Below are 25392 nucleotides of genomic sequence, written 5' to 3'. Positions count from 1 at the left end.
AATATTAACTTTTGAAGCGGCTGTGATTATCCATTTAAAATTGAGGAAAAAAAGGCTCTACAATTTATAGAGCCTTTGTTTGGTCAGTCGACGTCGACTATTCGTCTTCTTCAATCAAGGTCATTAATGAGGTGTTACCCCCTGACGCCGTGGTATCAATACTGATGGTTTTTTCTGTCGTTAAACGCTGAATTAAATTATCTAAATATTCAGAACTAATTACCGGCAATATTGCTCCTGGGCGCTCTGCTAACTTTTCACTGAAGAAATGTTTACGATCACATAAACTATCGACCACAATACCTGATAAAGCTGGATGCTCTAACATGGTTGATAAATGACGTAAGCGAGCTACTTGGAATACATTTTTATCTTCACCTGTCGCAATAAACTTGTCTCTAAAGGCCAATGCTTCGTCGTAAAATAAGTCTGAAACTACCGTAATAACAGTGTTTCCTGTAGCTAATGCAGTAACAATTGATAATACCCAAAAATGGAAAGTTACATTTTTATCGGCAAAACAAATTAAGTTACCGCGGTTTTCCAAATATAAGATATTTGACTCACCTGTTGGCCCAGGCAATAACGTTGGTTTTTTCAAACGTTTTTCAATATTGATTAACTGCGAACGAGCCGACATTAATGTTCTGTCTAAATCGTCTGCTAAATCATCTACAATACCGACATGAGCAATTTTAGCTAGCAACTGACGTACACATGAAATGCGGGTATTTAAATCCGTTAAACGCCAATTCTTTTCAGCAGAATTGGCTTTATCCATAATGATATTCGCTTCTTTAACCGACTCTTCACCGCCATCTAACGCATCTACTTGCGCAGGTAACAAGTTAAATTGTTCTGGGCTTGGTGTTGCTTTTTCTTTTACTAAACGAGTTAAATAATTTGGCCCACCCGCTTTTGGTCCTGTACCTGAAAGTCCTCGGCCACCAAAAGGTTGAACGCCAACAATTGCGCCAATCATGTTGCGGTTAATATAGATATTACCGGCACGTGACAGTTTGGCTAAATTAAACGCTCGTTTTTCTATGCGAGTATGGATCCCCATAGTTAAACCAAAACCTGTACCATTTACTTTATCAATAACGGCTTCTATTTCATTGCCTTTAAAGCGAACTATATGTACACAAGGACCAAATACTTCTTGTTGTAAAACATCGATATCACTGATTTCGTAAAGGCGAGGCGCAAAAAAGAAGTGCTCGTTATCTTTTGATGCCGTTGATACTTCACATTGATATAAAAGCTGCCCTTTTGACTGCATGTAATCGCTGTGAGCATTAAGTGCATCAAGCGCTTTTTGATCAATTACCGGGCCGATATCTGTGCTTAACTGTGCCGGATCACCAACATGTAATTCTGCTAATGCGCCTTTGAGCATAGTAATAACATTATCGGCGATATCTTCTTGCAAAAATAAAACACGTAATGCTGAACAGCGTTGACCTGCCGATTGAAAACCGGATGAAATAACATCATCAACTACTTGCTCAGGTAGCGCGGTAGAATCAACAATCATACAGTTTTGGCCACCGGTTTCTGCGATCAAGGGTACTTGATCGCCACCACGTTCTGCTAAGGTCTGTGAAATTAAAGTACCTGTTGCGGTTGAGCCGGTAAACATAACGGTTTGAATGCGTTCATCTGGAATTATCACGCTGCCTACTTGGCTTCCTCTGGCAATAACTGCTTGTACCACGCCTTCTGGTAAGCCCACTGATTTCATTAATTCAATGGTGCGAAGGGCAATTAAACTTGTTTGCTCTGCAGGTTTAGCCAACACGGTATTACCGGTAGAAATGGCGGCAGCAACTTGACCTAAAAAGATTGCTAGAGGGAAGTTCCACGGGCTAATACATAACACAACACCACGAGCTTCTAAACGTTCATCTGCTTCAAGTTCAATGGCTCTTTGAGCATAATAGCGACAAAAATCAACGGCTTCTCGAACTTCATCAATACCATCTTGAGCAACTTTACCGGCTTCTTTAATACATAAAGCAATTAATTCGTCTGTGTGACGTTCAAGAATATCAGCTACGCGGCATAATAAATCGGCACGTTCTGAAACCGGTGTGTTAGACCATGATTCGAAGGTTGCTTGTGCAGTATCGATCATCGCTAGCATATCATCCTTGCTATGGATATGATGAAAACCAATGACTTCGCTGTGATCTGCCGGATTCTTTACTGCAATCGCGTCTTTTGGCACATCGTTGCTGCTAATTAAGTTGTCTTTTAGCCACTGATCTAATGATTCTTTTAAAGGCGTAATGCTGTTTATATCGGTTAAATCTAAACCTTTTGCGTTATCACGCCCTTGGCCTTTTTTGTCATAATATAATGCGATAGGTTTAATAATCTGATTATTGTATTTATCTTTTAAGCGTTGAGTTTTTTCTACTGGATCTTCTAATAAAGATTCAACTGGTTGAGATTCATCAACAATTGCATTAACAAATGAAGAGTTTGCACCGTTTTCTAATAAACGACGTACAAGGTAAGCGAGTAAATCTTCATGTTGACCAACAGGCGCATAAATACGACATTGGATGTGTTCATTACTGACTATTTGATCATACAAAGAATCGCCCATGCCATGTAAACATTGGAATTCAAAACCTTCTTTATCATCACCCGCCAATTCTACAATGGTTGCTGCTGTATAGGCATTATGTGTAGCAAATTGCGGATAAATGGTATCTCTGTAGGCTAACAATTTGTTCGCACAAGCATGATATGAAACATCGGTAGATGATTTACGAGTGAACACAGGAAAATGCTGCAAACCATCTTTTTGGGCATTTTTAATTTCGCTATCCCAATAAGCACCTTTTACTAAGCGAACCATCATTTTACGGCCGGCTTTTTCAGTTAGTTCTCGTAACCAATCAACCACGAAAATGGCACGTTTTTGATAAGCTTGTAGAGCAAGACCAAAACCATTCCAGTCGGCTAAGTCGTTATCACAAAAAACCGCTTCAATAATATCGAGCGATATTTCTAATCGTTCAGATTCTTCTGCATCAACGGTTAAGCCAATATTGTATTGCTTAGCTTGTAAACAAAGCGCTTTTAATTTTGGCACTATTTCAGCCATGACGCGCTCTTTATGGGTAAATTCGTATCTAGGATGAATAGCGGATAATTTTACTGAAATGCCCGGTACTTTACGTGGATCATTTTTACCTGATGCCACAGCGGCAGCACCGATTGTGACAATCGCGTCTTGATAAGCTTTTAAATAACGTTCAGCGTCACGCATTGTGCGAGCACCTTCACCAAGCATATCGTAAGAATAAACATAACCTTGCTGTTCTTTGGTTGCGGCACGCTCTGTTGCGGCTTTGATGGTTTCGCCCATAACAAACTGTTTGCCCATAATTTTCATGGCATAGTTCATTGATTTACGAATTACAGGTTCACCCAAACGGCCGATGGTTTTTTTCAATAAACTAAAGCTGTCTTGGTTGCGTTTATCGGCGTAATTCACCATAGAGCCAGTGATTAATAATCCCCAAGAAGAAGCATTTACAAACAAAGAATCACTGCTACCTAAATGGCTACTCCATTGACCCTGCGAGATTTTGTCACGAATTAATTCATCTTGTGTATGCTTATCAGGAACACGTAATAAGGCCTCTGCTAAACACATTAATACCACACCTTCTTCACTTGAAAGAGAGTACTCTTGTAATAAAGCGTCAATAGCACCATTGCCCGCTTGGTCTTGGCGAATTTTTAACACCATTTTACGCGCGCGTTCCCATGCTCGACTTCTGGCACTAACGTTCACTTCTGCTAATGGTAAAATGTGATCTACGGCATCATTTTCATCAATGCGATAAAATTCACGAATTTTTTGACGTATGCTGTTTTGAGTATTTAATGAACCAGTGAATAGCATAAATGTACCTTATTAAAGTTTAATGGTGACAAATTTTGGTGCGAATTTTATAGTTAATGCCGCAGAATGTGTTTGCGTTTTTCCGTAAATAACAAGATAATTTACTGAATTTTCCGAAAATAACCATAGATTATGCTTAATTATGAGTTCTGCTAAAACACGTACCTTAGATCGCATTGATTTAACTATTTTAGACACTTTGCAAAAAGATGGGCGAATTTCGAACACTGATTTAGCAAAAAAAGTGAATTTAAGTGCAAGCCCTTGTTTAGAGCGAATGAAGCGATTAGAAAAGGAAGGTTATATAAATCGTTATGGTGCATTCTTGAATGCCAATAAACTAGGTTTTGGCATGAAAGCTTTTGTGCAAGTAACACTAGACCGAACCACAGGTGATGTTTTTAACGACTTTCGAAAAGAAGTGGTGAAAATTGAAGAAGTAGCTGAGTGTCATTTAGTGGCGGGCGGTTTTGATTATTTAATTAAAGTGCTTTTTAACAACATTGAAGATTATCGCGAAATACTTTCTGAAATTGTCAATTTACCCGCTGTTTCACATACCCATACTTATATTGTCACCGAAAACGTCAAACAAGATGCTGGTGTCCCTATTATTATTTGAATATTTTGTAGTCAGTTGGTTGAATCGATTAGTGGTTACATATCTACGATGAGTGGTACTAGTAATCTTTTAACGCTAATTATATAGTAAAAGCACTTCATAGTTATTAGTTATAGTGAGCTATGAAATCATTTTTAATCATATCTAAAGAGATTTACATGAAATTTAAATTATTGACATCGGCAAGCTTATTGTCACTTGCTGTATTAACAGGTTGCGGACAGCAAGCAACAACAACTAAATCAACAGTAAGTTTTCAGCCAGAAAAGGTTAATGCTGAACGTATTAAAGCGCATGTTGAATTTTTAGCGGATGACATGTTAAAGGGTCGTGATACCGGTAGTGAAGGTCATCAAATTGCTGCGAATTATGTTAAATCAAATTTCAAACAATTAGGTTTATTGCCGCAAGGCGACCATGGTACCTATGAGCAAGAAGTTACCTTCCGTAAAGCATTTTTAGAAGAAGGCAGTGCAAAAATGAGCATTGAAAATGCGTCTGGTACTGTTGATTTAACTTTTAAAGATGACTTTATTATGTCTGGTTCATCGCTTGAACATGAATCAATGATACAAGCTGAAACGGTTTTTGCCGGTTACGGGGTTATCGCTCCTGAATTTGGCTACGATGATTATCATAATTTAGATGTTGAAGGAAAAATTGTTGTCGTGTTAACGGGTCGCCCGGATGATTTACCTTCTGAAGAAGGTGCGCATTTAGGCTCTGGTCGTGAAAAAATTCGTCATGCGGCTGAACGTGGTGCGGTAGGCTTTATTACGGTTCATACACCAAAACGTGAAAAAGTACGTAGTTTTGAAAAGTCAGCTAAATATGCAGGTACTCCACGTTTAAGTTGGGTAGGTAAAGACGGCAAACCCTTTGGTAAATATGAAGAAATAAAAGGTGGAGCTTATATTCACCACGAAAGTGCGGCAGCTTTATTTGCCGGTGCTGAAAAAAGTTTAGCGGATGTTTTTGCTAGTGATACAGCCAATGAAAGTATTAAAGGTTTTGACTTAGCAGCCAAAGTAACGTTAGCAAGTAAGTCTCGTCATGAAGAAATTACTAGCCCTAACGTTGTTGCTACTCTTGAAGGCAGTGATCCGACATTAAAAAATGAATACGTGGTTTTTAGTGCGCATTTAGATCATATCGGTGTAAGTAAACATGGTGATGATCATGAAGATGGCGAAGAAGCAGATACGATTAACAACGGTGCTTTAGATAACGCTTCTGGTGTGTCAATTTTATTAGAAACTGCTCGTTTACTTGCTTCTATGCCTGAAAAACCAAAACGTTCAGTGTTATTTGTTGTGGTAACGGGTGAAGAAAAAGGCTTACTAGGTTCAAGCTATTTTGCTAATAACCCAACGGTTCCTGTGATGCAAATGGTAGCAAATGTGAATTTAGATATGCCGCTTATTCTATACCCTTTTGCTGATGTTATTGCGTTTGGTTCAACACACTCTACTTTAGGTAGCATTGTTGAATCTGCGGCGAAAAAAATTGATATTAGCTTGAGTCCTGATCCTATGCCAGAGCAAGCTTTATTCACTCGTAGCGATCATTACAGCTTTGTAAAAGCGGGCATTCCATCAGTATTTTTAATGACAGGCTTTAAATCAAAAGATCCTGAAATTGATGGTGGAAAAATGTTTGGCGACTTCTTAAAGAATCATTATCACCAGCATAGTGATCAAATTGATTTACCAATTCGTTGGGATGCAGCAGCAAGTTTTGCTGAAGTTAACATGATGATTGGTGTTGAAATTGCTAATGGTGAAAATCGTCCCGTTTGGAATGAAGGTGACTTTTTTGGGAAAACTTTTGCGCAATAATTTTCAGGTTATTGGGTAAATTTATTCAAAGCGCAACATGAAAATGTCGCGCTTTTTTGTTTTCTTCAACAGTACAACCAGTTACACTCAAACGACTTAAATTATTGGACATTATTAATGATGAATGCTCATGAATACGCGATTCAGGCTAATGGTTCTTTCGCATTACCCGACGCTTGTTTTAAAGTAAAGTCGTTGATGGAAGATGAAAACTCTACCATTGAAGATTTTGCTAATGTGATCAGTGTAGACCCTTCCATGACCTCTCGATTACTGCAAATTGCTAATAGTGCAATTTATAGTTTTCCTGGAGAAATTAGTACTATTTCACGTGCTATCACTATTATCGGTACACAAGCGATTTATAATATGATGTTAGTTGATGTTGCGGCGTCAGCATTTAAACATTTCTCTAATCAAGCTATCGATTTAAAGCGATTTTGGCGAATGAGTGTTTTTTGCGGTTTAGCGACAAAAAACTTGGCGATAAAGTCGGGGATCCGTGATATTGAACGACTTTTCGTTGCTGGATTATTACAAAATTTTGGTGAATTAATTGTCGCTAAAATTAGCCCTGAAATTGCTAAAGAATGTGAAGGTTATTCGCCAGAGAAATTACCTTGGCAGTTACAACACGAGCTTCTGGGTTTTAGTTATACCGATGTTTCTGCTGAGTTATTAAAAATTTGGCAAATTCCGGAAAAAATTATTTTGCCGATTCGTCATTACAATGAAGCGCATACCATTCAAATTAATAAAGATGTCAAAGTGTTATATTTAGCATCACGCTTAGCGTTAGTAGATTCTCACCCTGAAACCTTTAATTATGATGACACGATTGACGAGTCATTGTGTAAAAGTTTAGCGATATCTACCGATGATTTGAATGCTGCTGCAGATTTTGCCAGCCAAGAAGCTGCAAATATTTTACAAATTATGGACGCCAAATTATTTACCCGATAAACAGTTAAAAGGTATTAATTCATTGGTTTTAATATCTTTTTTAATAAGGTATGGATAAAGGGTTAACTTATCTGTACACAACGTTTACGTTAACGGCAATGCTAGGCGAGACATTCAAACGAAACCTTGCTAGCATCGAATATCAAAAATAAAGGCTGTCCATCATATCGAGATAGCTGATAAAAATTATAACAAGCAAGAATTATTATAAGAAGGACATCATGACCGCATCTAGAGAACATTTTAGCTCACGCATTGGTTTTATTTTGGCGGCTGCAGGCTCCGCTGTTGGTATTGGTAATTTAGTTGGATTTCCTGTAAACGCAGCCAAAAACGGTGGTGGTGCATTTTTATTGATGTATGCATTATTTGTGTTTTTCATTTGTTTACCGGTCATGATTGCTGAAATGGCGGTAGGTCGTAAAACACAAAAAGAACCGGTTGGTGCTTATAAATCCTTAAGTAACGGTAGTAAAGCATGGGGAGCAGCAGGCTTTTTAGGGGTGTTAACGCCGTTTATGATCGCGGTATTTTATATGGTGCTCACTGTGTGGCTATTTGGCTACATTGCCCTTACTTTGTCAGGGAATCTTGATTTTCTTGCCAGTAGTGAAGGGTTTGGAACTTTTATCAACAGCCCTTATCTTTTTGTAGCTATGGCGATTGTCGCTGGCATTATTAATTTTATTTTAGTCGCTGGCGTGAAAGACGGCATTGAAAAAGCGGCAAAAGTGTTAATGCCTGCGTTGTTTATTATGCTGATCTTAATGGTTATTTTTGTTTTAACCTTAGATAACGCGATAGCTGGTGTGAAGTTTTTTGTTATTCCTGATTTTTCTAAAATAACGCCTTCAGTGATCAATGGCGCACTTTCTCAAGCGTTTTTCTCGTTATCACTTGGAATGGGTATTCTAATTACTTATGGTTCATATATTAATAGTAAAACGGATATTGCAAATTCCGCTAAATTAGTCGCAATAACTGATACTGCGGTCGCCTTTACTGCAGGCTTAATGATTTTACCCGCGGTATTCTCGTTTAACCCCAATGTCAATACAGCTGAATTAAGTGATAGTTCTGTCTCATTAATTTTTACGTTTTTACCTAAAATCTTTTTAGCGTTGCAAGTTTCAATTGGTTATATCGGGGCAAGTTTAGTGGCGGCGTTTTTCTTTATTTTAGTTTTTTTTGCTGCTATCACTTCACTTGTTTCGATTTTAGAAGTGCCGGTATCTTATTTAGTCACTGAAAAATGTCATAGTCGTAAGAAGGCTTTAACTATTTTATTAATGACAGCAGGTACGTTAGCTGTTTTTGCAACGGTATCATTTGGAATGGTGGCATTTTTCACTGAATTTACAAGCTATGCCGGCGGTACGCGTTCTTTCTTTGATGTGGTGTATGATATTTTTTATGACACTATTTTACCGTTAAATGGCTTTTTATTGTGTGTTTTTGTTAGTTATCGTTGGAAGAAAAAGCAGCTTACTGCTGAATTATCAGAAGGTAGTGACAGTTACGCAGGCTCTTGGGTAGAAAAGTATGTAAACTTTTCATTAGGTACTTTTATTCCTGTAATTGTGTTCTTTATCTTCATCAATACAGTTGCGACGAAGTTCTTTGCGATAAACCTATTTGGTTTTTAATTAGTCATTGAACAAGCTTTAAAGTAGGCCGAATAATTTGATATAATTATTCGGCCTTTCTATTTTAAATCCCTGCCTTATGATTTCATATATTAAACAAAATCTTGAAAAAAATGACTTAAACCAATGCCAACGAATTTTTCATGGTAGAGGGCATGCTTATCAAACATATGAGCACGTTAATGTTGATTGGCTTTCACCTATTATTCTGATCACTTTGTATCAAGCTGTAGATAAACAATGGCTTGCTGAACAAGTGTTAGCGTTATCATCGTTAACGGCTTTTCAAGAGAAGTGTTTATCGATTCAGGCGCAGCATCGTTATCAAAAATATGCGCCGATTGAGGTGTTATGGGGCGAAACTATTACTTCAACTACGGTTGAAGAGCATGGTCTTAATTATCATATCCAATTAGGGAAATCTCAAAATATTGGTTTGTTTTTAGACATGGCAAATGGCAGGAAATGGCTCTTAGATAATAGCCAAGATAAAAATATTTTAAATTTATTTGCTTATACTTGTGCTTTTTCTGTAGTAGGTATAGCCGGTGGGGCTAAGCAAGTGATCAATATTGATATGGCTAAAGCTGCGCTTGCGAAAGGGCGAGAAAATCATAAGTTAAATAAACAAGATCTTGGCCGAGTAAAATTTGAAGGGGTGGATATTTTTAAGTCTTATGGTCGACTCAAAAAACATGGCCCTTATGATATTTTAGTTTGCGATCCACCTTCCTTTCAAAAAGGTAGTGTCGATATTGAGCGAGATTATAAAAAAATAATTCGCCGTATTCCGTTATTAGTTAAACCACAAGCCGATATTTTGTTGTGTTTAAATTCGCCCGATTTAGATGAATCCTTTTTATTAGGCGAAGTTGCGCGGGAATGTCCTGATAGTATTTTTCAAGAGAAAATTATCAACCCTGAGGTGTTTGTTGAAGCAGAATGTGGCAAGGGTTTGAAGGTATTACGATTTAAGTATTTACCGTAATACCTTAAATGAGTGTGGCAGTGCATAAGGTTTAATTCACGACAATTCTCGCCGCTAATAAAATTAAAAAACTACCGGTAATTTTATCGATAATATAACTATTACGTTTAAGCTTTTCTAAAATTGGTCCACGAGAAAACATAAAGGCGACAATTAAATACCATAAGGTATCGATGATACCCACGGTTGAAACCATAATCACTTTTTGCTGATAACTTGCATCGCTATCAACGAATTGGCTAAATAATGCCAAGAAAAATATCGCTAATTTGGGATTTAAGAAAGCAATTAAAAAGCCGTCTTTCCAACCGTTAATCACTTGTTGATTATCTTCTGGTGCTAACGCGTCTTCTTGCAGGTCAAAATTTTGCTTTTTACTCATCAAGGCTTTAATACCTAAATAAACTAAAAACGCTGCCCCAGCATATTGAATAATCGAAAATAACATTGGGGATTGCACTATAACCACGCCAATACCTAAAGCGGTTAAGGCCGCATATAACGCAACCCCTGCACCATGACTAATGGCAGTCGCATAACCTTGCTTGGCGCCGCCAAAAAGCGTGTTTTTCACAACAACAGCTAAACTGGGCCCGGGAGATAAAGCGCCCATTACACAGATAAAGGCTAACGATAGCCATAAATGAAATTCCATTAATCTTCCTAATTCTTTTGTCTAATTCGCTTAAAACTTGCGAATCTTGGCACACCTCGCTTTGTTTTGCCAATATATTGATAAGTTATTGTAGCGCCAATAGGTGGAGGGTTTTTGCGTTGAAGATCAGAAAAGCCAGTACCTATTTTAAACTGTAAACCTGATGGAGTTTCTACCAATAATGAACCCAGCATCTGCTGATATTTTCCTTTGCCAGCAATATGTTGAATTACTCGTGCTTCAGCGTCTTGATACTTTTTTAATTTCATTAACTGTTTGCTGCGCCCTTTCCTGTATAAAGCATCTTGGTGATGCAACATTAATCCTTCGCCATGGGCTTTAACTACGTCATCTAAACGTTGGTAAAGCTCTGCTTTGCTGTACATTTTAATTTGTTGGACCATCTTGAGAAATGAAGATGGGCTTTGATGAATAAGTGTTTTCATCGCGAGAATTCGTTGAGAAAATGTGCCTGTATGGCTCGGCAAGTCAAAGATCATAAAACGTAATGTTAGCCAGCAGTTATTGTCATCTTTTTGCTGAGAGACACACGATGCTGTACTTTCAAACGTGTTTCTATCACGCCATATTTCACCATCTATGGCTGTATTTGGCCAGTCTTTGGTAAACCAACTTGGCGCATTTATTTGATTTCCTGCACGACTAAAAAGTTTGGTGCCATCCCAATAGCCTCTAATGCCATCTAACTTTTCACTAACCCAGTAATCTTCTATCCGAATATTTTCTTGCATGACTACGCCGTGTTGAATAGGCGGTTGAAAATTAGCGGTTGCTGAGGGCTGGGTTGATGATTTTTGCCCATAACCACTCAATGCAAACAAACTTAGTAAAGTAACTAATAGCTTCGTTATTACTGACATGATGAACATCCTTGTTCTAGCAATGAATGACAATAGTATAGTGATTAATTTAACTTTCACCTTAAATTTAACTTTTACTGTATAGAGTAAAAAATGTACTACACTGACAAACTAACAAGGATTGTTACTTAGGAATAAACATGCGTTTTATTTATGTGATTAGCATTTTACTTTACCTCACTTCATGCTCTGTTTGGGCAACTAAAAAAGCTTGTCAACCATACTTGGATAAGCTTCGAAATATTCAATCACAACAACGAGCTGGCTATAGTAATAAAAAAGGGCGTTCGCTTGCCGACCGAGAACAAAAAGCACGGGATAAATGGTGGCAATGTCAGCAAGGTAAATTAAAAAAAAATAAGAGCAAAAAATCTAAGGCAAAAACAAAAAAAGCAAATAAATCTACGACAAGTTACAGTCAACTTTCGCAACTAAGTTCGACAGCAAAGCGCAAACCTAACGCGTTAAGTTTTACGGGTTCATTAACGATTAAAGCGAAATTTAGCGGTAGAAAACAACAGGCTTGGCTTGATTATTATCAACAACCGCAAAAATGTAAGCAGCCAAAATCCACCAAAATCTTTGCGTTCTGCCTTGAAGATGAACAACGTCAACAAGATGAGTTTGACCGTCAATATCAGTGATCGTCAAAATCAAAAAACACCTTAATAAATAGCTATTTTTTGGTGTTTTTAACACACTATTTAGTTTTGTAATTGGTTAACTATTTGTACTTTAAAGTTTTTATTTTTGGATTGAATATTGCTTATTGTTAAAGTCTGTACAATGAATAGCTATCATTAATGAAATAACATTAAGTAAAGGTGGAAAAATGGCAAGAACAATTAAAAATACTTTGATATCACTATTAGGTTTTATCCTAGTAGCCATTGGACTTATTTTTATTTTACTGCCTGGGCCGGCATTTCTATTTTTGCCAGTAGGGCTAGCATTATTAAGTTTACAATATGATTGGGCGAAAGTGTGGTTAAAACGCTGCCAACGGTTGATGAGACAGAGTGCGGTACAGTTAGATAAGATGTGGTTGAAATTTAAATATCGAAATTCTTAAACGAACCTTTCAATTTTCTTTGATTAAAAAAGCGTACTGCCAGAGTGATAGTACGCTTGTTTGTTGATAAATCTTAACTTTGAAGTTATGACTAACTTAGCAATTTAACTAATTGATTAAGCAGTAAATTTAGCTTTTTTGTCGTTGTATTCTTGCACAATTGCATCGATAACTGATTGCTCATATGGGCGCAAACCACTTAACAACATATGTTTTTTTCCATGGCCAATTTTTTTGCCGTTCGACATTAAATTGAAAATTAAATCAGCAACGCCACGTTTGCCATCTATCGACAGTGTAGAAGTAGCTAATTCAAGATTTACTTCATTAAAGGTCAGTGTATCAAGATGAATACTCATGCTTTCATACATAACCATAGGACGAGTAGGATTGATCATGACTTGTTTTTCAGCCATTAATGCCACCAAAATATGTGGAAATGTGTGACCTGAAAACTCAACGTAAGCTTTTGTTAATGCGCTAACTGTTGTTGCTTCTTTGGTGTTTTCACCACTGACATCTATGGTTAAATATTCTTTCTCATTCTCATCTACTATTGCTGCATGCGATTCAATATCATCTGGGAATATTAATTCAACACCATCATTGACCATGCCAGAGAAGGTAAATTTCATTTCTTGAGAAAGGCCTGATTTTTCAAGTGTTAAAGAAAACAGTAAATCGCCTGGCACACAAAACCTTTTTGCGTCTACGTCGTGCAACGGATTAAAATCATCGGCAATTTTTTTGGCGAAATCACTGGCTTGTTGACGAGTGAAATTAATTTTCCCCGCGGCGTTATTACAATAACTTTCTAAAAACATAAATACATCTTACTCACTAAACACAAAACCGACCTATTCTAACAGTTGTTTCAAGAAAAATCGAAATAATATAAGGAAGTCCTTACAAAGCAGACCAGTAAAATCAAGGGGTTGAGTGTACACCTGTACCAAATTTAGCTTTTGAACGCAGAGACGAGTTTTTCTTTTTCTTTTTTTGTTAATTGCTTTAATTGATATTCACGTTGACAGGCTGATTTTCTATCTATGGTTGTTTCTTGATAGGCAAGAGAGACAGGTCGGCGTACACGTGTATATTTAGCGCCTGTTTTGTTGCAATGGTTATGTTGTTTAAGTCGTCTTGTGATATCGGTAGTCACTCCCGTATAAAGACTATTATCTGCACAACGCAGTATGTATACGTACCAATTTGAACAATTTGACATGATGGAATGTACGGCGATTGTTAATTTTCGATGGAGTAGTGTGCCATTTTTCCTTAACATGTCGAAATAATATTTTTATTCATGGCAAATCAATGCAAACAGAAGTCGGCGCATTAAGAAAAATGACCGCTCAATTAGATGAGCAAGGTCACGTTCATTATCAATTACCTATTGGCGAGCAACTCCTGCCATTAAATGAACTAATTGGTAAACAGCTCAGCCTTATTTATCACGAACATATTAGTTGCTCTCATTGTGGACGAAAAACGAAAAAGAGTTTTTCACAAGGCTATTGTTATCCATGTATGCAAAAGCTTGCTCAATGCGATATGTGCATAATGAAACCTGAAACATGTCATTTTGAACAAGGTACTTGTCGTGAGCCTAAATGGGGTGAGGCGAATTGTTTTATTCCTCATTATGTTTATTTAGCGAATACTTCAGGATTAAAGGTGGGTATTACTCGACATACTCAAATTCCTACTCGTTGGATTGATCAAGGGGCAACACAAGCTTTACCTATTTTTAAAGTGAACACTCGCTTACAATCAGGATTAGTGGAAATAGCGCTTGCTGAATTTATTGCCGACAAAACTAATTGGCGAACTATGCTAAAAGGTAATGCCGAACCAATGGATTTAGTTGCTAAATCTCAAGAGTTAATGCCGCTAATTTCACAAAAGTTACATGATATTCGATTAAAATTTGGTGAAGACTCCGTTGAACAATTATCAAGTGATGTGGTTGAATTGGTCTTTCCGGTTGAGCAATTTCCTACAAAAATTGTTTCGCATAATTTTGATAAAAAACCTGAAGTGAATGGGACTTTACTCGGCATTAAAGGACAATACTTATTCTTTGATACAGGGGTCATTAATATTAGAAAGTTTTCTTCGTACCATATTCATGCGTTGGTTAATTAGTTCAATTAACTTGAAAATTGGGTCTATAATAACAAAGAGAAATATTGCGCTATTATTTTGAAGAAAATTATCATTGGCTGTTTTTGGTATTGTTTTGTTGGATTTATAAAGGGTAAAGCTTATGGATGCTTTGGATTACGCTGAAAAGGCGAGTGAAATTTTTGTGCTATCTGATTCTTTTATTCGAATTAAAGAGCTTATTGATGATGAAGCATCAACCATTGACGATATTTCTGATGTGATTTTAATTGATCCTGCATTGGCAGGAACAATATTAAAACTAGCTAACAGCTCTTTTTTTAATTACCCGGGAAAAATAGACACTATCTCAAAAGCTGTTTTAGTCTTAGGTATCACAGAAGTTTATAATTTAGTGATAGCCTACTTCACCACTAAAGCGTTTAAATCTATTTCTGCTCCCGCTGAGTTTTTAGAAAGTTTTTGGGAGCAAAGTGTTGATTGTGCCCTAATGATTAAATATTTAGGTTTTAAATTGGGCGTGCCTAATGCTGAGCGGTTATTTATTTTAGGTTTGTTACATAATTTAGGTGAGTTAGTTATTCAACAATTCCAAGCGGAAAATGTTGAATTAGCGAATAAATTTACGACCAAAGAATTGCCTTGGTTAAAGCAAAAAGAAGTGTTGGGGTTTACTTATGCTGATTGTACCGGTGAATTACTGAAACTTTGGCAATTACCCTATAATTTAATTGAGCCTATACGTTTTCAAAATGATGATGATTTTGAATATAGTACGATGGAAACCAAATTATTATACATAGCTAAACGAATGATGTTATTGAATCGTCAATGTAAATCTCATGTTCAAGGTGATGTATTAAGTCATGAAAAGTTAGCTGAATTAGCGCTTGAGCAAGAGGTTATTGATTCAGCAAATAATTATTGCGACATGGAGCGTTTAAGTATTTTAGCGGTATTAAACCCAAGTGCAGCGATGATTTATTAACCTGTCAAACTACGGTGCTATTCTCATGATTTAAACGGTGATTATTAATAGTAATCGCCGTTTTTTATTGTCGCTTAAAGATGCACCAACTATCACCACTATTTTTAACGTTATGCACCACGATGGTGCTTTAAAGTGCTTTGTCTTTTTATTTTCTTTGTTATCTATCTGTTAAATAAGCTTTTATTTCAATTGGTATAACAATTGAATATTCATAACCAAATTATAAAAAGGGGTAATAAATGAAACTTATTAGCGCAATTATCAAACCGTTTAAATTAGATGATGTTCGAGAGGCCATCTCTGAGATCGGTGTTGAAGGGTTAACAGTAAGTGAAGTAAAAGGGTTCGGTCGCCAAAAAGGTCATACCGAACTATATCGTGGTGCCGAGTATCAAGTGGACTTTTTACCGAAAGTAAAACTTGAAGTCGCCGTAAATGATGATGTTGTTGAACGTTTAGTTGAAACCATCACTAAATCTGCTTACACCGGAAAAATCGGTGACGGAAAGATTTTTGTTTACAACCTTGAGCAAGCCGTACGTATTCGTACTGGTGAAAATGACGTAGAAGCACTTTAAGGGGAATATCATGGAACAAAATATCTTTCATCTTCAATATGCCATGGACACGTTTTATTTCTTAGTGTGTGGCGCATTAGTCATGTGGATGGCTGCTGGCTTTTCAATGTTAGAAGCTGGTTTAGTTAGAGCTAAAAATACCACAGAAATATTAACGAAAAACGTCGCGCTTTATGCGATTTCTTGCATGATGTATTTAGCATGTGGTTATGAAATTATGTACGGCGGTGGTTTCTTTTTATCAGGCATAGAAACGGTTGACGCTGATGCCGTATTAAAGTCTTTTGCTGAACGCGAAGATGGTTTTACTGGCGGTGCAATTTATTCTGCAGCCTCTGACTTTTTCTTCCAAGTAGTTTTTGTTGCTACAGCCATGTCAATTGTTTCAGGTGCAGTTGCTGAGCGTATGAAGCTATGGGCTTTCTTAGCATTTACTGTTGTGTTAACGGCGTTTATTTATCCTATGGAAGGTAGCTGGACTTGGGGTGGCAATGCTGTATTTGGCATGTTCACACTTGGCGACTTAGGATTTTCTGACTTTGCAGGTTCTGGTATTGTTCATATGGCAGGTGCTTCTGCAGCGTTAGCAGGTGTATTATTGTTAGGTGCTCGTAAAGGTAAATATACTGCTGATGGTCGTGTAAATGCGATTCCAGGTTCTAACTTACCATTAGCTACATTAGGTACTTTCATCTTATGGATGGGTTGGTTTGGTTTTAACGGTGGTTCAGTATTAAAGTTAGGTGATATCGGAAATTCACATTCTGTTGCCATGGTATTTTTAAATACTAACGCAGCTGCTGCTGGTGGTGCTGTTGCCGCATTAATTTTAGCTAAAGTATTATTTAAGAAAGCTGATTTAACTATGGCTTTAAACGGCGCATTAGCTGGTCTAGTTGCTATTACAGCAGAGCCTTCTACACCAACAGCTTTACAAGCGACATTATTTGGTGCGATTGGCGGGATCATTGTTGTACTTTCAATCGTTAGCTTAGATAAGTTAAAGATTGATGATCCAGTAGGTGCTATTTCTGTTCACGGTGTGGTTGGTTTATTTGGTTTACTATTAGTACCAGTAACTAACGACGGAGCATCTTTTAGTGGTCAATTAATTGGTGCGGCAACTATCTTTACTTGGGTATTTGTTACTAGCTTTGTAGTTTGGTATGTACTTAAAGTGACTATGGGTATTCGTGTTACTGAAGAAGAAGAATATGAAGGTGTTGATAAATCTGATTGTGGTATGGAAGCTTATCCAGAATTCACAAACGGTTAATTAATCGCTAACGTTTTAAAAAGCAGCTTAATCGCTGCTTTTTTTATCTTTAAAATTTGATCAAGAGAGGAATTTAGTTTGTGATGAATAACGATGTTTTCTTTTCTTTATTAAAGGTTTATTATCTCTATCAAGCTTTGTGACCAAATTAGGCGTCACAAAAATCTTATTTATTGAGGGCAGTATGGCAAGAGAACAATTTGGTATTTGTGCAGAGCCAAGCTTACATGGCTATTATTTAATGTTTAATGTATTAGATGATAAAAATGCGCATATTCGCCAAGCATTATCACGTTTACCTGCTTTGTTTGATAAATATGCTGACCGCTTTTCTGAGAGCAATTTAACGGGTGTTGTCGCAATTGGCGCTACATATTGGGATGAACTCAACCCAGATGCTCGTCCTAAATTTCTGAAATCGTTTAGTGAAATTAAGTGTGATGATCGTATTGCCCCTGCGGTAAATTATGACTTATACATCGAAGTGAGAAGCGATCGTGCTGATGTAAATCATATTGTTGCCGGTAAAGTGTGCACGTTGCTAGCTGATAGCGTTGAGCTGATTGAGCAAGTACGAGGTTTTCGTTTTCTTGATGGACGAGATTTAACTGGTTTTGTTGATGGCACTGAAAACCCTCAAGGCAGACATCGTCGCCATGTAGCCCTAGTGAATGTGGAAGAAGATGAAGCGTTTTCAAGCGGCAGTTATTTACATATTCAACGTTATCGTCATAACTTAAATTTATGGAATCGGTTGAAAGTGAAAGAGCAAGAAGATGTGTTTGCTCGTACTAAAGTTGATAATGAAGAATATACCAGCGAAAACAAGCTTGAAACTTCTCATATTAAGCGCACAAGTTTGAAGGACGATGATGGAAAGAGTATTGAAATTGTCCGTCAGAGCATGCCTTATGGTGATATGAAACTACAAGGATTGTTCTTCGTATCTTATTGTAGTTCGCCACAACCTTTTGAAATGATGCTAAAAAGTATGATTGAAGGGGACGAGCATGGCCATTTTGACCACATGCTCAAATATACTCAAGCTGAAACTGGCGCCGCTTTTTTTGCTCCAAGTTTAAATTTCCTGTCTAAATTAGGGGCGATTGAGATTTAATTTTTATCTTAGTTAAAAGTTATCTTTTAAAGTAACAAATTGAAGAGGTTGCTATGTAGTCACTCTTTGCTTTAACATCCTCGATAAGAGCTCCGGCGTTGTTCTATGTCTTCGCGTTATGAACCACATCAAAAGACTGAATATAAATAACCATATTGTACTTGGTTCAGGTACTTCAACAGTTCCTGTCAGTGGCTCTGAAAACGAATATGATATAAGTGTATTATGAGGTGTACCATAATTAGAATAATCTGTTGGGTTTACTGCAAATGAGTTGAAAAATAAACCATTACTTTGCAATCCAAGGGGAGTGGCGCTTCCTGTACTTGTTGCAATAATAGTGTGGCTTGGGTCATCTATTGCCGGCGCCTGAAATCGAGCAGACTTAAACGTAGCAGACTCTACATATAATGGAGAAGCATCATCAACTATAGCTATAGGCTGACCCATAAAATGACCGGTAAAACTATCTATACCAATCAAGCTATTTAGCGTATTGATACCGAGGCAAAATGTAGTTGGAACGCAATGATCTGTACCTAAAAATAATCCTCCACCTCGTAAAGCCATTTGTTCTGCATAATTTACTAGCATGGTGTGTTCTTGATCATTTCTGAAACCAAGATATTCATTGCTAGTAGTAGTCAAGAGCGAAGATAAAATTCTTCCGTCTGCAATAATGTTTTTATATTGTTGTTGTTGATACCAATTGGCTATCATTTGATAGTTAAATAGATGGTTTGGAGAGTCATCACTTCTTGATGAAAGATCAAACACAAATATTTGTTCGTAGTCTGAAAGGTTTGAGGCGGTATCGGTAAACAGGTTAAAAAATGTTACGTCATGTTCAACACTTAAAATATTATGAAACAGAGCTGCTTGATTTTGATAACCGTTAGTATCGTAAGCGAATAAGATTTTACTTCCGTGTACAAGATTTGATGTAGTTAAAATAATTAATAGTAATAATTTATATAGAATGCGCATTTATTGAGTCCTTTGCTTTTTCTTACAGATAACCTGAAAATAATAACTCAGAGGTAATGAAATTTCTACTATGCTAAAGAGTATTCAATTCCGTGATTAGCCTCATAGTTTTTAAGGAAGAATATAAAAAATGAAGTTATTGGGCACTTGTTTCTTTGACTGAATTAGAAGGGCATTATTGTACGAACTTAAATGGTCAAGATAAGTTTTTAGAAAAGAGTAACTCTAATCTTTCTATGGTTTGTTGTATTTCGCCAACATTGGTCGGGGCGATAAAAATCGTATCGTCACCTGCGATCGTGCCTAATACGCCATCACTTTTACTCAAGCTATCGAGTAAGCGTGCAATTAATTGTGCTGCACCAGGACTTGTGTGAATGATAATCATCATTTCATTGTGCTCAATATCGAGTACTAATTGGCGGAGCGGGCTTTTCGCCGTTGGCACACCTAATTCAGCGGGTAAACAATACACCATGTCTTGACGGGCGTTACGGGTTCTAACCGCACCAAATTTACTTAACATGCGAGAAATTTTCGATTGACTGATATTATCGAATCCTTGCAATTTTAGCGCGTCAACAATTTCACCTTGCGAGCCAAATTGTTCTTGTTTTAATAACTCTTTAAATGCTTGAACGAGTGCTTCTTGTTTTTGTTGTGCAGTTGCCATAGTTATAGTTACATTTCTTGTCAATAAAAGTATAAAAATCGAATCGAGATAATACCTAAGTATTATTTCGTTGTCTGAATTATACGCTATCCTTATAAGTCATTACACGATTAAACATTGTTTTTTGCTGGATAATACTATATCTTTTGCCGGCAAATATTTACGTAATTACTCAAATTTCGGAGACACCCAATGAAAGTAGCAGTATTAGGCGCAGCTGGCGGTATCGGTCAAGCGTTATCTTTATTATTAAAAACTCAGTTACCTGCAGGTTCAGATTTAGCTTTATACGATGTTGCACCAGTAGTTCCTGGTGTTGCGGTAGATTTAAGCCATATCCCAACAGCGGTTAACGTTGAAGGTTTCGGTGCTGACGACTTAGCTTCTGCGTTAAGTGGTGCTGATATTGTTATTATTCCTGCTGGTATGCCACGTAAGCCAGGTATGGATCGTGCTGATTTATTCGCCGTTAATGCTGGTATTATCAAAACGTTAGCAGAAGGCATTGTTGCTAACTGTCCTAAAGCTTTAGTGGGTGTTATCACTAACCCAGTAAACGGCACTGTGCCAATTGTTGCTGAAGTATTCAAAAAAGCGGGTACTTACGACAAGAACCGCGTTTTCGGTGTAACAACACTTGATGTTATCCGTAGTGAAGCATTCGTTGCTGAACTTAAAGGTTTAAATGTTGCTGAAGTTAAAGTACCAGTAATTGGTGGCCATTCAGGTACAACAATTTTACCGCTTCTTTCTCAAGTTGAAGGTGTTACTTTCTCTGAAGAAGAAGTTGCTGCATTAACGCCACGTATCCAAAATGCGGGTACAGAAGTAGTAAATGCTAAAGCGGGTGGCGGTTCTGCTACTTTATCTATGGGCGCTGCTGCTGCTCGTTTTTGTTTATCTTTAGTGAAAGGTTTACAAGGTGAAGAAGTAGTGGATTACGCATACGTAGACGTTGCTGATGGCGATGCTGCATACTTTGCACATCCTGTACGTTTAGGCGCTAATGGTATTTCTGAAATCTTACCATACGGTGAGTTATCTGCTTTTGAAGAAAAAGCGAAGAACGATATGCTAGCAACATTAAACAAAGATATTCAAGAAGGTGTTGATTTTATCAACGGTTAATCCTGAACTTTTTGTTATCAAAGCCAGTCATTGACTGGCTTTTTTTATGGATAAAATATTTAGACTTTATTTTTACGAGAATTATTAATTATTTTGTTCGTGCGGTTTTGATGTTTTATCAAGGTGTTTAAGTGCACTAACACTTAGCTGTGTGCCTAGCATAGATAATAAGCAGTAACTTAAAAAATAATAAAAGCCCATCCCGACATTTGATAACGTTGCACTACTTAACATGACGTTAATTTTAAAGCCAAAAACAGCTAGCGTTTGCTGGGTGGCTGTTTCTGCATGGTTAGTCGAAAGTACCGCTAAAAATATCGCAATAACAAACACATCTGCCATCGACCATTTACCAATAACATTAACAAAAGAAACTAATTTTTTTCCCAAATGAATATTTTTTAAAAAATAGCTGAGTGTCACTAAGGCTGTTTTTAACACGGGTATTGCGATAGAGAAAATAAATATTAACGCCGCAACTAGTAGGCGCTCATCTTGCCAAAGTTCATGAATGGTGCCTAATAATGATAATTCTTTATTGACGATTTCAGAAGATAAACTGCCATTGGCAACATTCGCCGTAACATCCATATTTAAATTAAAAATGGGTAGATAAATACCGGGAATAAAAAGTCCGATGGCGGCTAAGTTAACAATAAAACCTAAGTGTTTTCTAAGCATTTGTGACTCGATTCAATCTATTTAAATTCAAAATAATTGGTTAAGCCGTTCTATTGGCCGCAATATGCGCTAATGAGATAAGGGCGTTTTTATAATCAGAATCTGGAATAATTGCTAATGCATTGATGGCTTTATCTGCTTCTTGCTCGGCAATTTTTTGTGTATAACGTAATGAGCCAGTATCTTCCATTGCTTGTAGAATTTCGTCTAAATTGTCCATGCCGTCGCAATGCTCTATGGCATTTTGGATCAAGGTTTTTTGTTTGTCGGTGCCGTGTTTCATCGCATATAACAAAGGTAATGTTGGCTTGCCTTCGGCTAAATCGTCACCGACATTCTTACCCATTTCTTTGGCATCAGCGGTGTAATCCATAATATCGTCAACAAGTTGGAAGGCAGTGCCTAAAAACTTCCCGTAATTTTGCATCGCTTTTATTGTAAACTTATCTTGATCGGACACAACGGCAGCTAAACGGGTGGCGGCTTCAAAAAGCTTTGCGGTTTTGCAGTAAATAACCTGCATATAACTTTCTTCGGTGGTATTAGGATCATTACAATTCATTAATTGTAATACTTCACCTTCTGCCACAATGTTGGTGGCATCGGATAAAATATCCATAATTTCCATGTTATTAAGCTTAGTCATCATTTGAAAAGAGCGGGTATATAGGAAATCTCCTACTAATACACTTGCGCTATTGCCAAACAGAGCATTGGCGGTTTCTCGACCTCTGCGCATATTTGATTCATCAACAACATCATCGTGTAACAGAGTAGCTGTATGGATAAATTCAATAATAGCTGCAATATCAATATGCTTTGAACCGTTATAATTCAAGGCTCTTGCCGCCAATACGGTTAACATTGGGCGCATACGTTTGCCGCCAGCATTAACAATATAAACACCTAATTGATTGATTAATGCGACATCAGATTGAAGTTGAGAATAAATAAGATCATTAACGGCTGTCATATCAGCTTGTGCTAATGCTTGTATATTTTTGAGATCCATAAAGCGAAAATAGTGACCTAAAAGTTCAATTAACCATAAATTTATATGTGCCCAAGTTTACACGAAATTCAATGATATAGAAGGCTCTATTGAACTGGAAAAATTATTCTTTATTAATTATCATTTATCTCTTAAATGTACTTGCGATCCCTAATATCTTCGCGTAGAATTCGCGCCCTATATTTTTAAATTTAAGCGTCAAATATAACATTGGCGCAGTACGGAGTAGCTATGTACGCTGTATTCCAAAGCGGTGGTAAACAACACCGTGTAACTGAAGGTCAAACGGTTCGTTTAGAAAAAATCGAACTTGAAGTTGGCGCATCAGTTGATTTTGATAACGTTTTAATGATCGCTGACGGCGAAAACATCAATGTAGGCGCGCCTTACATTGCTGGCGGTAAAGTAACTGCGGAAGTTGTTACTCAAGGCCGTGGTGATAAAATTAAAATTGTTAAGTTTAAACGTCGTAAGCATTCACGCAAGCAAGCGGGCCATCGTCAATGGTTCACTGAAGTGAAGATTACTGGTATTAACGGCTAATTAGGAGCGATTAAAAATGGCACATAAGAAAGCAGCAGGTAGTACCAAGAATGGTCGTGATTCAGAGAGTAAACGTTTAGGTGTTAAACGTTTCGGTGGTGAATCAGTATTAGCAGGTAACATTATTGTTCGTCAACGTGGTACTCGTTTCCACGCAGGTGACAACATGGGTATCGGTAAAGACCATACTTTATTTGCATTATCTGACGGTAAAGTTCAGTTTGATGTTAAAGGTCCTAAAAACCGCAAGTTTGTAAGTATTGTTGCTGAGTAACAGTATTTAAGAATTGAAAAACCCTGCTGTTTGGCAGGGTTTTTTTTTGCAGCTATATTTGATCTAGCATCAAATAGTTAGGCTTTGTATCACCTAAGCGAGTAAAATCGCTTATAATACATACAAGCAATTAGTTTTGGAGTGTTTTACAGCACCATGAAATTTGTAGATGAAGTTGAAATTCGCGTAGAAGCCGGTGACGGTGGTAATGGTTGCGTAAGTTTTCGTAAAGAAAAGTATATCGAATTCGGTGGTCCAAACGGCGGAGACGGCGGAGACGGCGGTGATGTTTATCTCATTGCAGACGAAGGATTAAATACGTTAATTGATTATCGCTTTGAACGATTTCATCGAGCAAAGCGTGGTGAAAATGGTAAAAGTAGAGACTGTACCGGTAAAGGTGCAGACGACTTATATTTAAAAGTACCTGTTGGCACACGTGCTGTTGATGTCGACACCGATGAATTAATTGGTGATCTTACGCAACATAAGCAAAAATTGTTAGTGGCGAAAGGTGGCTGGCATGGCTTAGGTAATACTCGTTTTAAAAGTAGTACCAACCGCGCGCCTCGTCAAAAAACCGATGGTACACCCGGTGAAATTCGCAGTCTTAAATTAGAGTTGTTGTTATTAGCCGATGTGGGTTTATTAGGTTTGCCAAATGCAGGTAAGTCGACACTTATTCGTAGCGTTTCTGCTGCGAAGCCAAAAGTCGCTGACTACCCATTTACTACCTTAGTGCCTAACTTAGGTGTAGTGCGTATCGATAATCAAAGTAGTTTTGTTATTGCTGATATTCCAGGGTTAATAGAAGGTGCAGCTGATGGCGCTGGATTAGGAACACAATTTTTAAAGCACTTAGAGCGTTGTCGTATTCTATTACATGTAATTGATGTATTACCTGCAGATGGCTCTGATCCGTTAGAAAATGCTAAAACCATCATCAGTGAACTTGAAACGCATTCAGCTAAACTTGCCAGTAAACCTCGTTGGTTAGTGTTCAATAAATTAGATTTAATACTCGAAGAAGAAGCTAAAGAGTTAACCGATCGCATTATTGAAGGGCTTGATTGGCAAGGCGAAGTTAGATCGATTTCCGCTTTTAATAAAATGGGTACAGAAGAGCTTTGCCAAGGCGTGATGAAATTTATCGATGAATTACCGGATGAAGTGGAAGAAACGCCAGAAGAAAAATCAGTTGAATTTAAATGGGATACTTACCATCAAGAAACCGTCGATGACCTTGATGATGATCTCGATGATGAAGATTGGGATGAAGATGATTACGATGTTGAAGTAGAGTATCGTCGCTAATTTTTCCAGAGCTTTAGTTACAGTAAAATGCCTATCACATGAATTGATAGGCATTTTTTTTGGGTAAAGAAGTAATTATTCTCTGGAGCAGGAATTTT

25 protein-coding genes are annotated in these 25392 nt (G+C 37.3%); 16 read left to right on the top strand and 9 right to left on the bottom strand.

Features of this window, described 5'->3' with window-relative positions:
- Positions 1-97 precede the first annotated feature (97 nt).
- Positions 98-3925 (bottom strand): bifunctional proline dehydrogenase/L-glutamate gamma-semialdehyde dehydrogenase PutA, encoded by a 3828-nt coding sequence (gene putA, locus Q4493_RS03525; RefSeq protein WP_303449447.1) that lies wholly within the window; start codon positions 3923-3925, stop codon positions 98-100.
- A 139-nt stretch (positions 3926-4064) separates the two neighbouring features.
- Here putA and Q4493_RS03520 point away from each other — a divergent pair, with 139 nt between their 5' ends.
- The 5 genes from Q4493_RS03520 to Q4493_RS03500 all read left to right on the top strand — a co-directional run bounded on the left by Q4493_RS03520 (position 4065) and on the right by Q4493_RS03500 (position 9982).
- Positions 4065-4547, top strand: coding sequence for a winged helix-turn-helix transcriptional regulator (locus Q4493_RS03520; RefSeq protein WP_303449577.1), 483 nt, complete (start codon positions 4065-4067; stop codon positions 4545-4547).
- A gap of 158 nt (positions 4548-4705) precedes the next feature.
- Positions 4706-6385, top strand: coding sequence for a M28 family metallopeptidase (locus Q4493_RS03515; protein WP_303449446.1), 1680 nt, complete (start codon positions 4706-4708; stop codon positions 6383-6385).
- Between the two features lie 117 nt (positions 6386-6502).
- Positions 6503-7348 carry an HDOD domain-containing protein gene (locus Q4493_RS03510; protein WP_303449445.1) on the top strand — a complete coding sequence of 282 codons (846 nt, stop codon included), beginning with the start codon at positions 6503-6505 and terminating at the stop codon, positions 7346-7348.
- Positions 7349-7569: 221 nt separating this feature from the next.
- Complete coding sequence (locus Q4493_RS03505; RefSeq protein ID WP_303449443.1) at positions 7570-8994, top strand: sodium-dependent transporter; 1425 nt, start codon at positions 7570-7572, stop codon at positions 8992-8994.
- A 79-nt stretch (positions 8995-9073) separates the two neighbouring features.
- Positions 9074-9982 carry a class I SAM-dependent methyltransferase gene (locus tag Q4493_RS03500; protein ID WP_303449442.1) on the top strand — a complete coding sequence of 303 codons (909 nt, stop codon included), beginning with the start codon at positions 9074-9076 and terminating at the stop codon, positions 9980-9982.
- 31 nt (positions 9983-10013) lie between these two features.
- Here Q4493_RS03500 and Q4493_RS03495 read toward each other — a convergent pair whose 3' ends face one another.
- Together Q4493_RS03495 and Q4493_RS03490 are read right to left on the bottom strand one after the other, a co-directional pair.
- Positions 10014-10637, bottom strand: coding sequence for a LysE family translocator (locus Q4493_RS03495; protein ID WP_303449441.1), 624 nt, complete (start codon positions 10635-10637; stop codon positions 10014-10016).
- Between the two features lie 8 nt (positions 10638-10645).
- Positions 10646-11518 carry a DNA ligase gene (locus Q4493_RS03490; protein WP_303449439.1) on the bottom strand — a complete coding sequence of 291 codons (873 nt, stop codon included), beginning with the start codon at positions 11516-11518 and terminating at the stop codon, positions 10646-10648.
- A 140-nt stretch (positions 11519-11658) separates the two neighbouring features.
- Here Q4493_RS03490 and Q4493_RS03485 point away from each other — a divergent pair, with 140 nt between their 5' ends.
- Together Q4493_RS03485 and Q4493_RS03480 are read left to right on the top strand one after the other, a co-directional pair.
- Positions 11659-12162, top strand: a complete 504-nt coding sequence (locus Q4493_RS03485; protein WP_303449438.1) for a hypothetical protein — start codon at positions 11659-11661, stop codon at positions 12160-12162.
- Positions 12163-12350: 188 nt separating this feature from the next.
- Positions 12351-12590 (top strand): PGPGW domain-containing protein, encoded by a 240-nt coding sequence (locus Q4493_RS03480; RefSeq protein WP_303449436.1) that lies wholly within the window; start codon positions 12351-12353, stop codon positions 12588-12590.
- Between the two features lie 116 nt (positions 12591-12706).
- Here the strand turns inward: Q4493_RS03480 and Q4493_RS03475 are convergent, their stop codons facing one another.
- Together Q4493_RS03475 and Q4493_RS03470 are read right to left on the bottom strand one after the other, a co-directional pair.
- Positions 12707-13414, bottom strand: a complete 708-nt coding sequence (locus Q4493_RS03475; protein ID WP_303449435.1) for a DUF3581 family protein — start codon at positions 13412-13414, stop codon at positions 12707-12709.
- Between the two features lie 134 nt (positions 13415-13548).
- A complete protein-coding gene (locus Q4493_RS03470) occupies positions 13549-13878 on the bottom strand; it encodes a GIY-YIG nuclease family protein (RefSeq protein ID WP_303449434.1) in 330 nt (109 codons plus the stop codon).
- Positions 13879-13910: 32 nt separating this feature from the next.
- On the opposite strand from Q4493_RS03470, the gene Q4493_RS03465 reads away from it, so the two are divergent.
- The 5 genes from Q4493_RS03465 (at position 13911) to Q4493_RS03445 (ending at position 18682) form a co-directional block, all read left to right on the top strand.
- The gene (locus Q4493_RS03465; RefSeq protein ID WP_303449433.1) at positions 13911-14741 is read left to right on the top strand and encodes a DUF2797 domain-containing protein; all 831 of its coding nucleotides are present in this window, start codon (positions 13911-13913) and stop codon (positions 14739-14741) included.
- 121 nt (positions 14742-14862) lie between these two features.
- Complete coding sequence (locus Q4493_RS03460) at positions 14863-15708, top strand: HDOD domain-containing protein (RefSeq protein ID WP_303449431.1); 846 nt, start codon at positions 14863-14865, stop codon at positions 15706-15708.
- Positions 15709-15950: 242 nt separating this feature from the next.
- Positions 15951-16289, top strand: coding sequence for a P-II family nitrogen regulator (gene glnK, locus Q4493_RS03455; protein ID WP_303449430.1), 339 nt, complete (start codon positions 15951-15953; stop codon positions 16287-16289).
- Between the two features lie 10 nt (positions 16290-16299).
- Positions 16300-17565: an ammonium transporter gene (locus Q4493_RS03450; RefSeq protein WP_303449429.1), complete on the top strand. Its 1266-nt coding sequence runs from the start codon at positions 16300-16302 to the stop codon at positions 17563-17565.
- 184 nt (positions 17566-17749) lie between these two features.
- Complete coding sequence (locus Q4493_RS03445) at positions 17750-18682, top strand: Dyp-type peroxidase (protein WP_303449427.1); 933 nt, start codon at positions 17750-17752, stop codon at positions 18680-18682.
- Between the two features lie 51 nt (positions 18683-18733).
- On the opposite strand, the gene Q4493_RS03440 is transcribed toward Q4493_RS03445, so the two are convergent.
- On the bottom strand, positions 18734-19669 hold the full coding sequence (locus Q4493_RS03440) for a PEP-CTERM sorting domain-containing protein (RefSeq protein WP_303449426.1): 936 nt from the start codon (positions 19667-19669) through the stop codon (positions 18734-18736).
- A gap of 196 nt (positions 19670-19865) precedes the next feature.
- Entirely contained in the window at positions 19866-20342 is a 477-nt protein-coding gene (argR, locus tag Q4493_RS03435) for a transcriptional regulator ArgR (protein ID WP_303449424.1), read from the bottom strand.
- Between the two features lie 192 nt (positions 20343-20534).
- Between argR and mdh the strand changes: the two genes are divergently transcribed.
- Positions 20535-21470, top strand: a complete 936-nt coding sequence (gene mdh, locus Q4493_RS03430) for a malate dehydrogenase (RefSeq protein ID WP_303449423.1) — start codon at positions 20535-20537, stop codon at positions 21468-21470.
- A gap of 84 nt (positions 21471-21554) precedes the next feature.
- On the opposite strand, the gene Q4493_RS03425 is transcribed toward mdh, so the two are convergent.
- Complete coding sequence (locus Q4493_RS03425; protein WP_303449422.1) at positions 21555-22151, bottom strand: paraquat-inducible protein A; 597 nt, start codon at positions 22149-22151, stop codon at positions 21555-21557.
- A 40-nt stretch (positions 22152-22191) separates the two neighbouring features.
- Positions 22192-23163 carry an octaprenyl diphosphate synthase gene (gene ispB, locus Q4493_RS03420; RefSeq protein ID WP_303449420.1) on the bottom strand — a complete coding sequence of 324 codons (972 nt, stop codon included), beginning with the start codon at positions 23161-23163 and terminating at the stop codon, positions 22192-22194.
- A 231-nt stretch (positions 23164-23394) separates the two neighbouring features.
- On the opposite strand from ispB, the gene rplU reads away from it, so the two are divergent.
- From rplU to cgtA, 3 genes are all read left to right on the top strand, one after another.
- Complete coding sequence (rplU, locus tag Q4493_RS03415; protein WP_303449419.1) at positions 23395-23706, top strand: 50S ribosomal protein L21; 312 nt, start codon at positions 23395-23397, stop codon at positions 23704-23706.
- 16 nt (positions 23707-23722) lie between these two features.
- Positions 23723-23980: a 50S ribosomal protein L27 gene (gene rpmA / locus Q4493_RS03410; RefSeq protein ID WP_303449418.1), complete on the top strand. Its 258-nt coding sequence runs from the start codon at positions 23723-23725 to the stop codon at positions 23978-23980.
- 156 nt (positions 23981-24136) lie between these two features.
- Positions 24137-25294, top strand: a complete 1158-nt coding sequence (gene cgtA / locus Q4493_RS03405; protein ID WP_303449417.1) for an Obg family GTPase CgtA — start codon at positions 24137-24139, stop codon at positions 25292-25294.
- The last annotated feature ends 98 nt before the right edge of the window (positions 25295-25392 follow it).

This window comes from Colwellia sp. 1_MG-2023, from assembly GCF_030546755.1.
GTDB lineage: Bacteria > Pseudomonadota > Gammaproteobacteria > Enterobacterales > Alteromonadaceae > Thalassotalea_H.
This window is presented reverse-complemented; position numbering and strand designations above follow the sequence as displayed.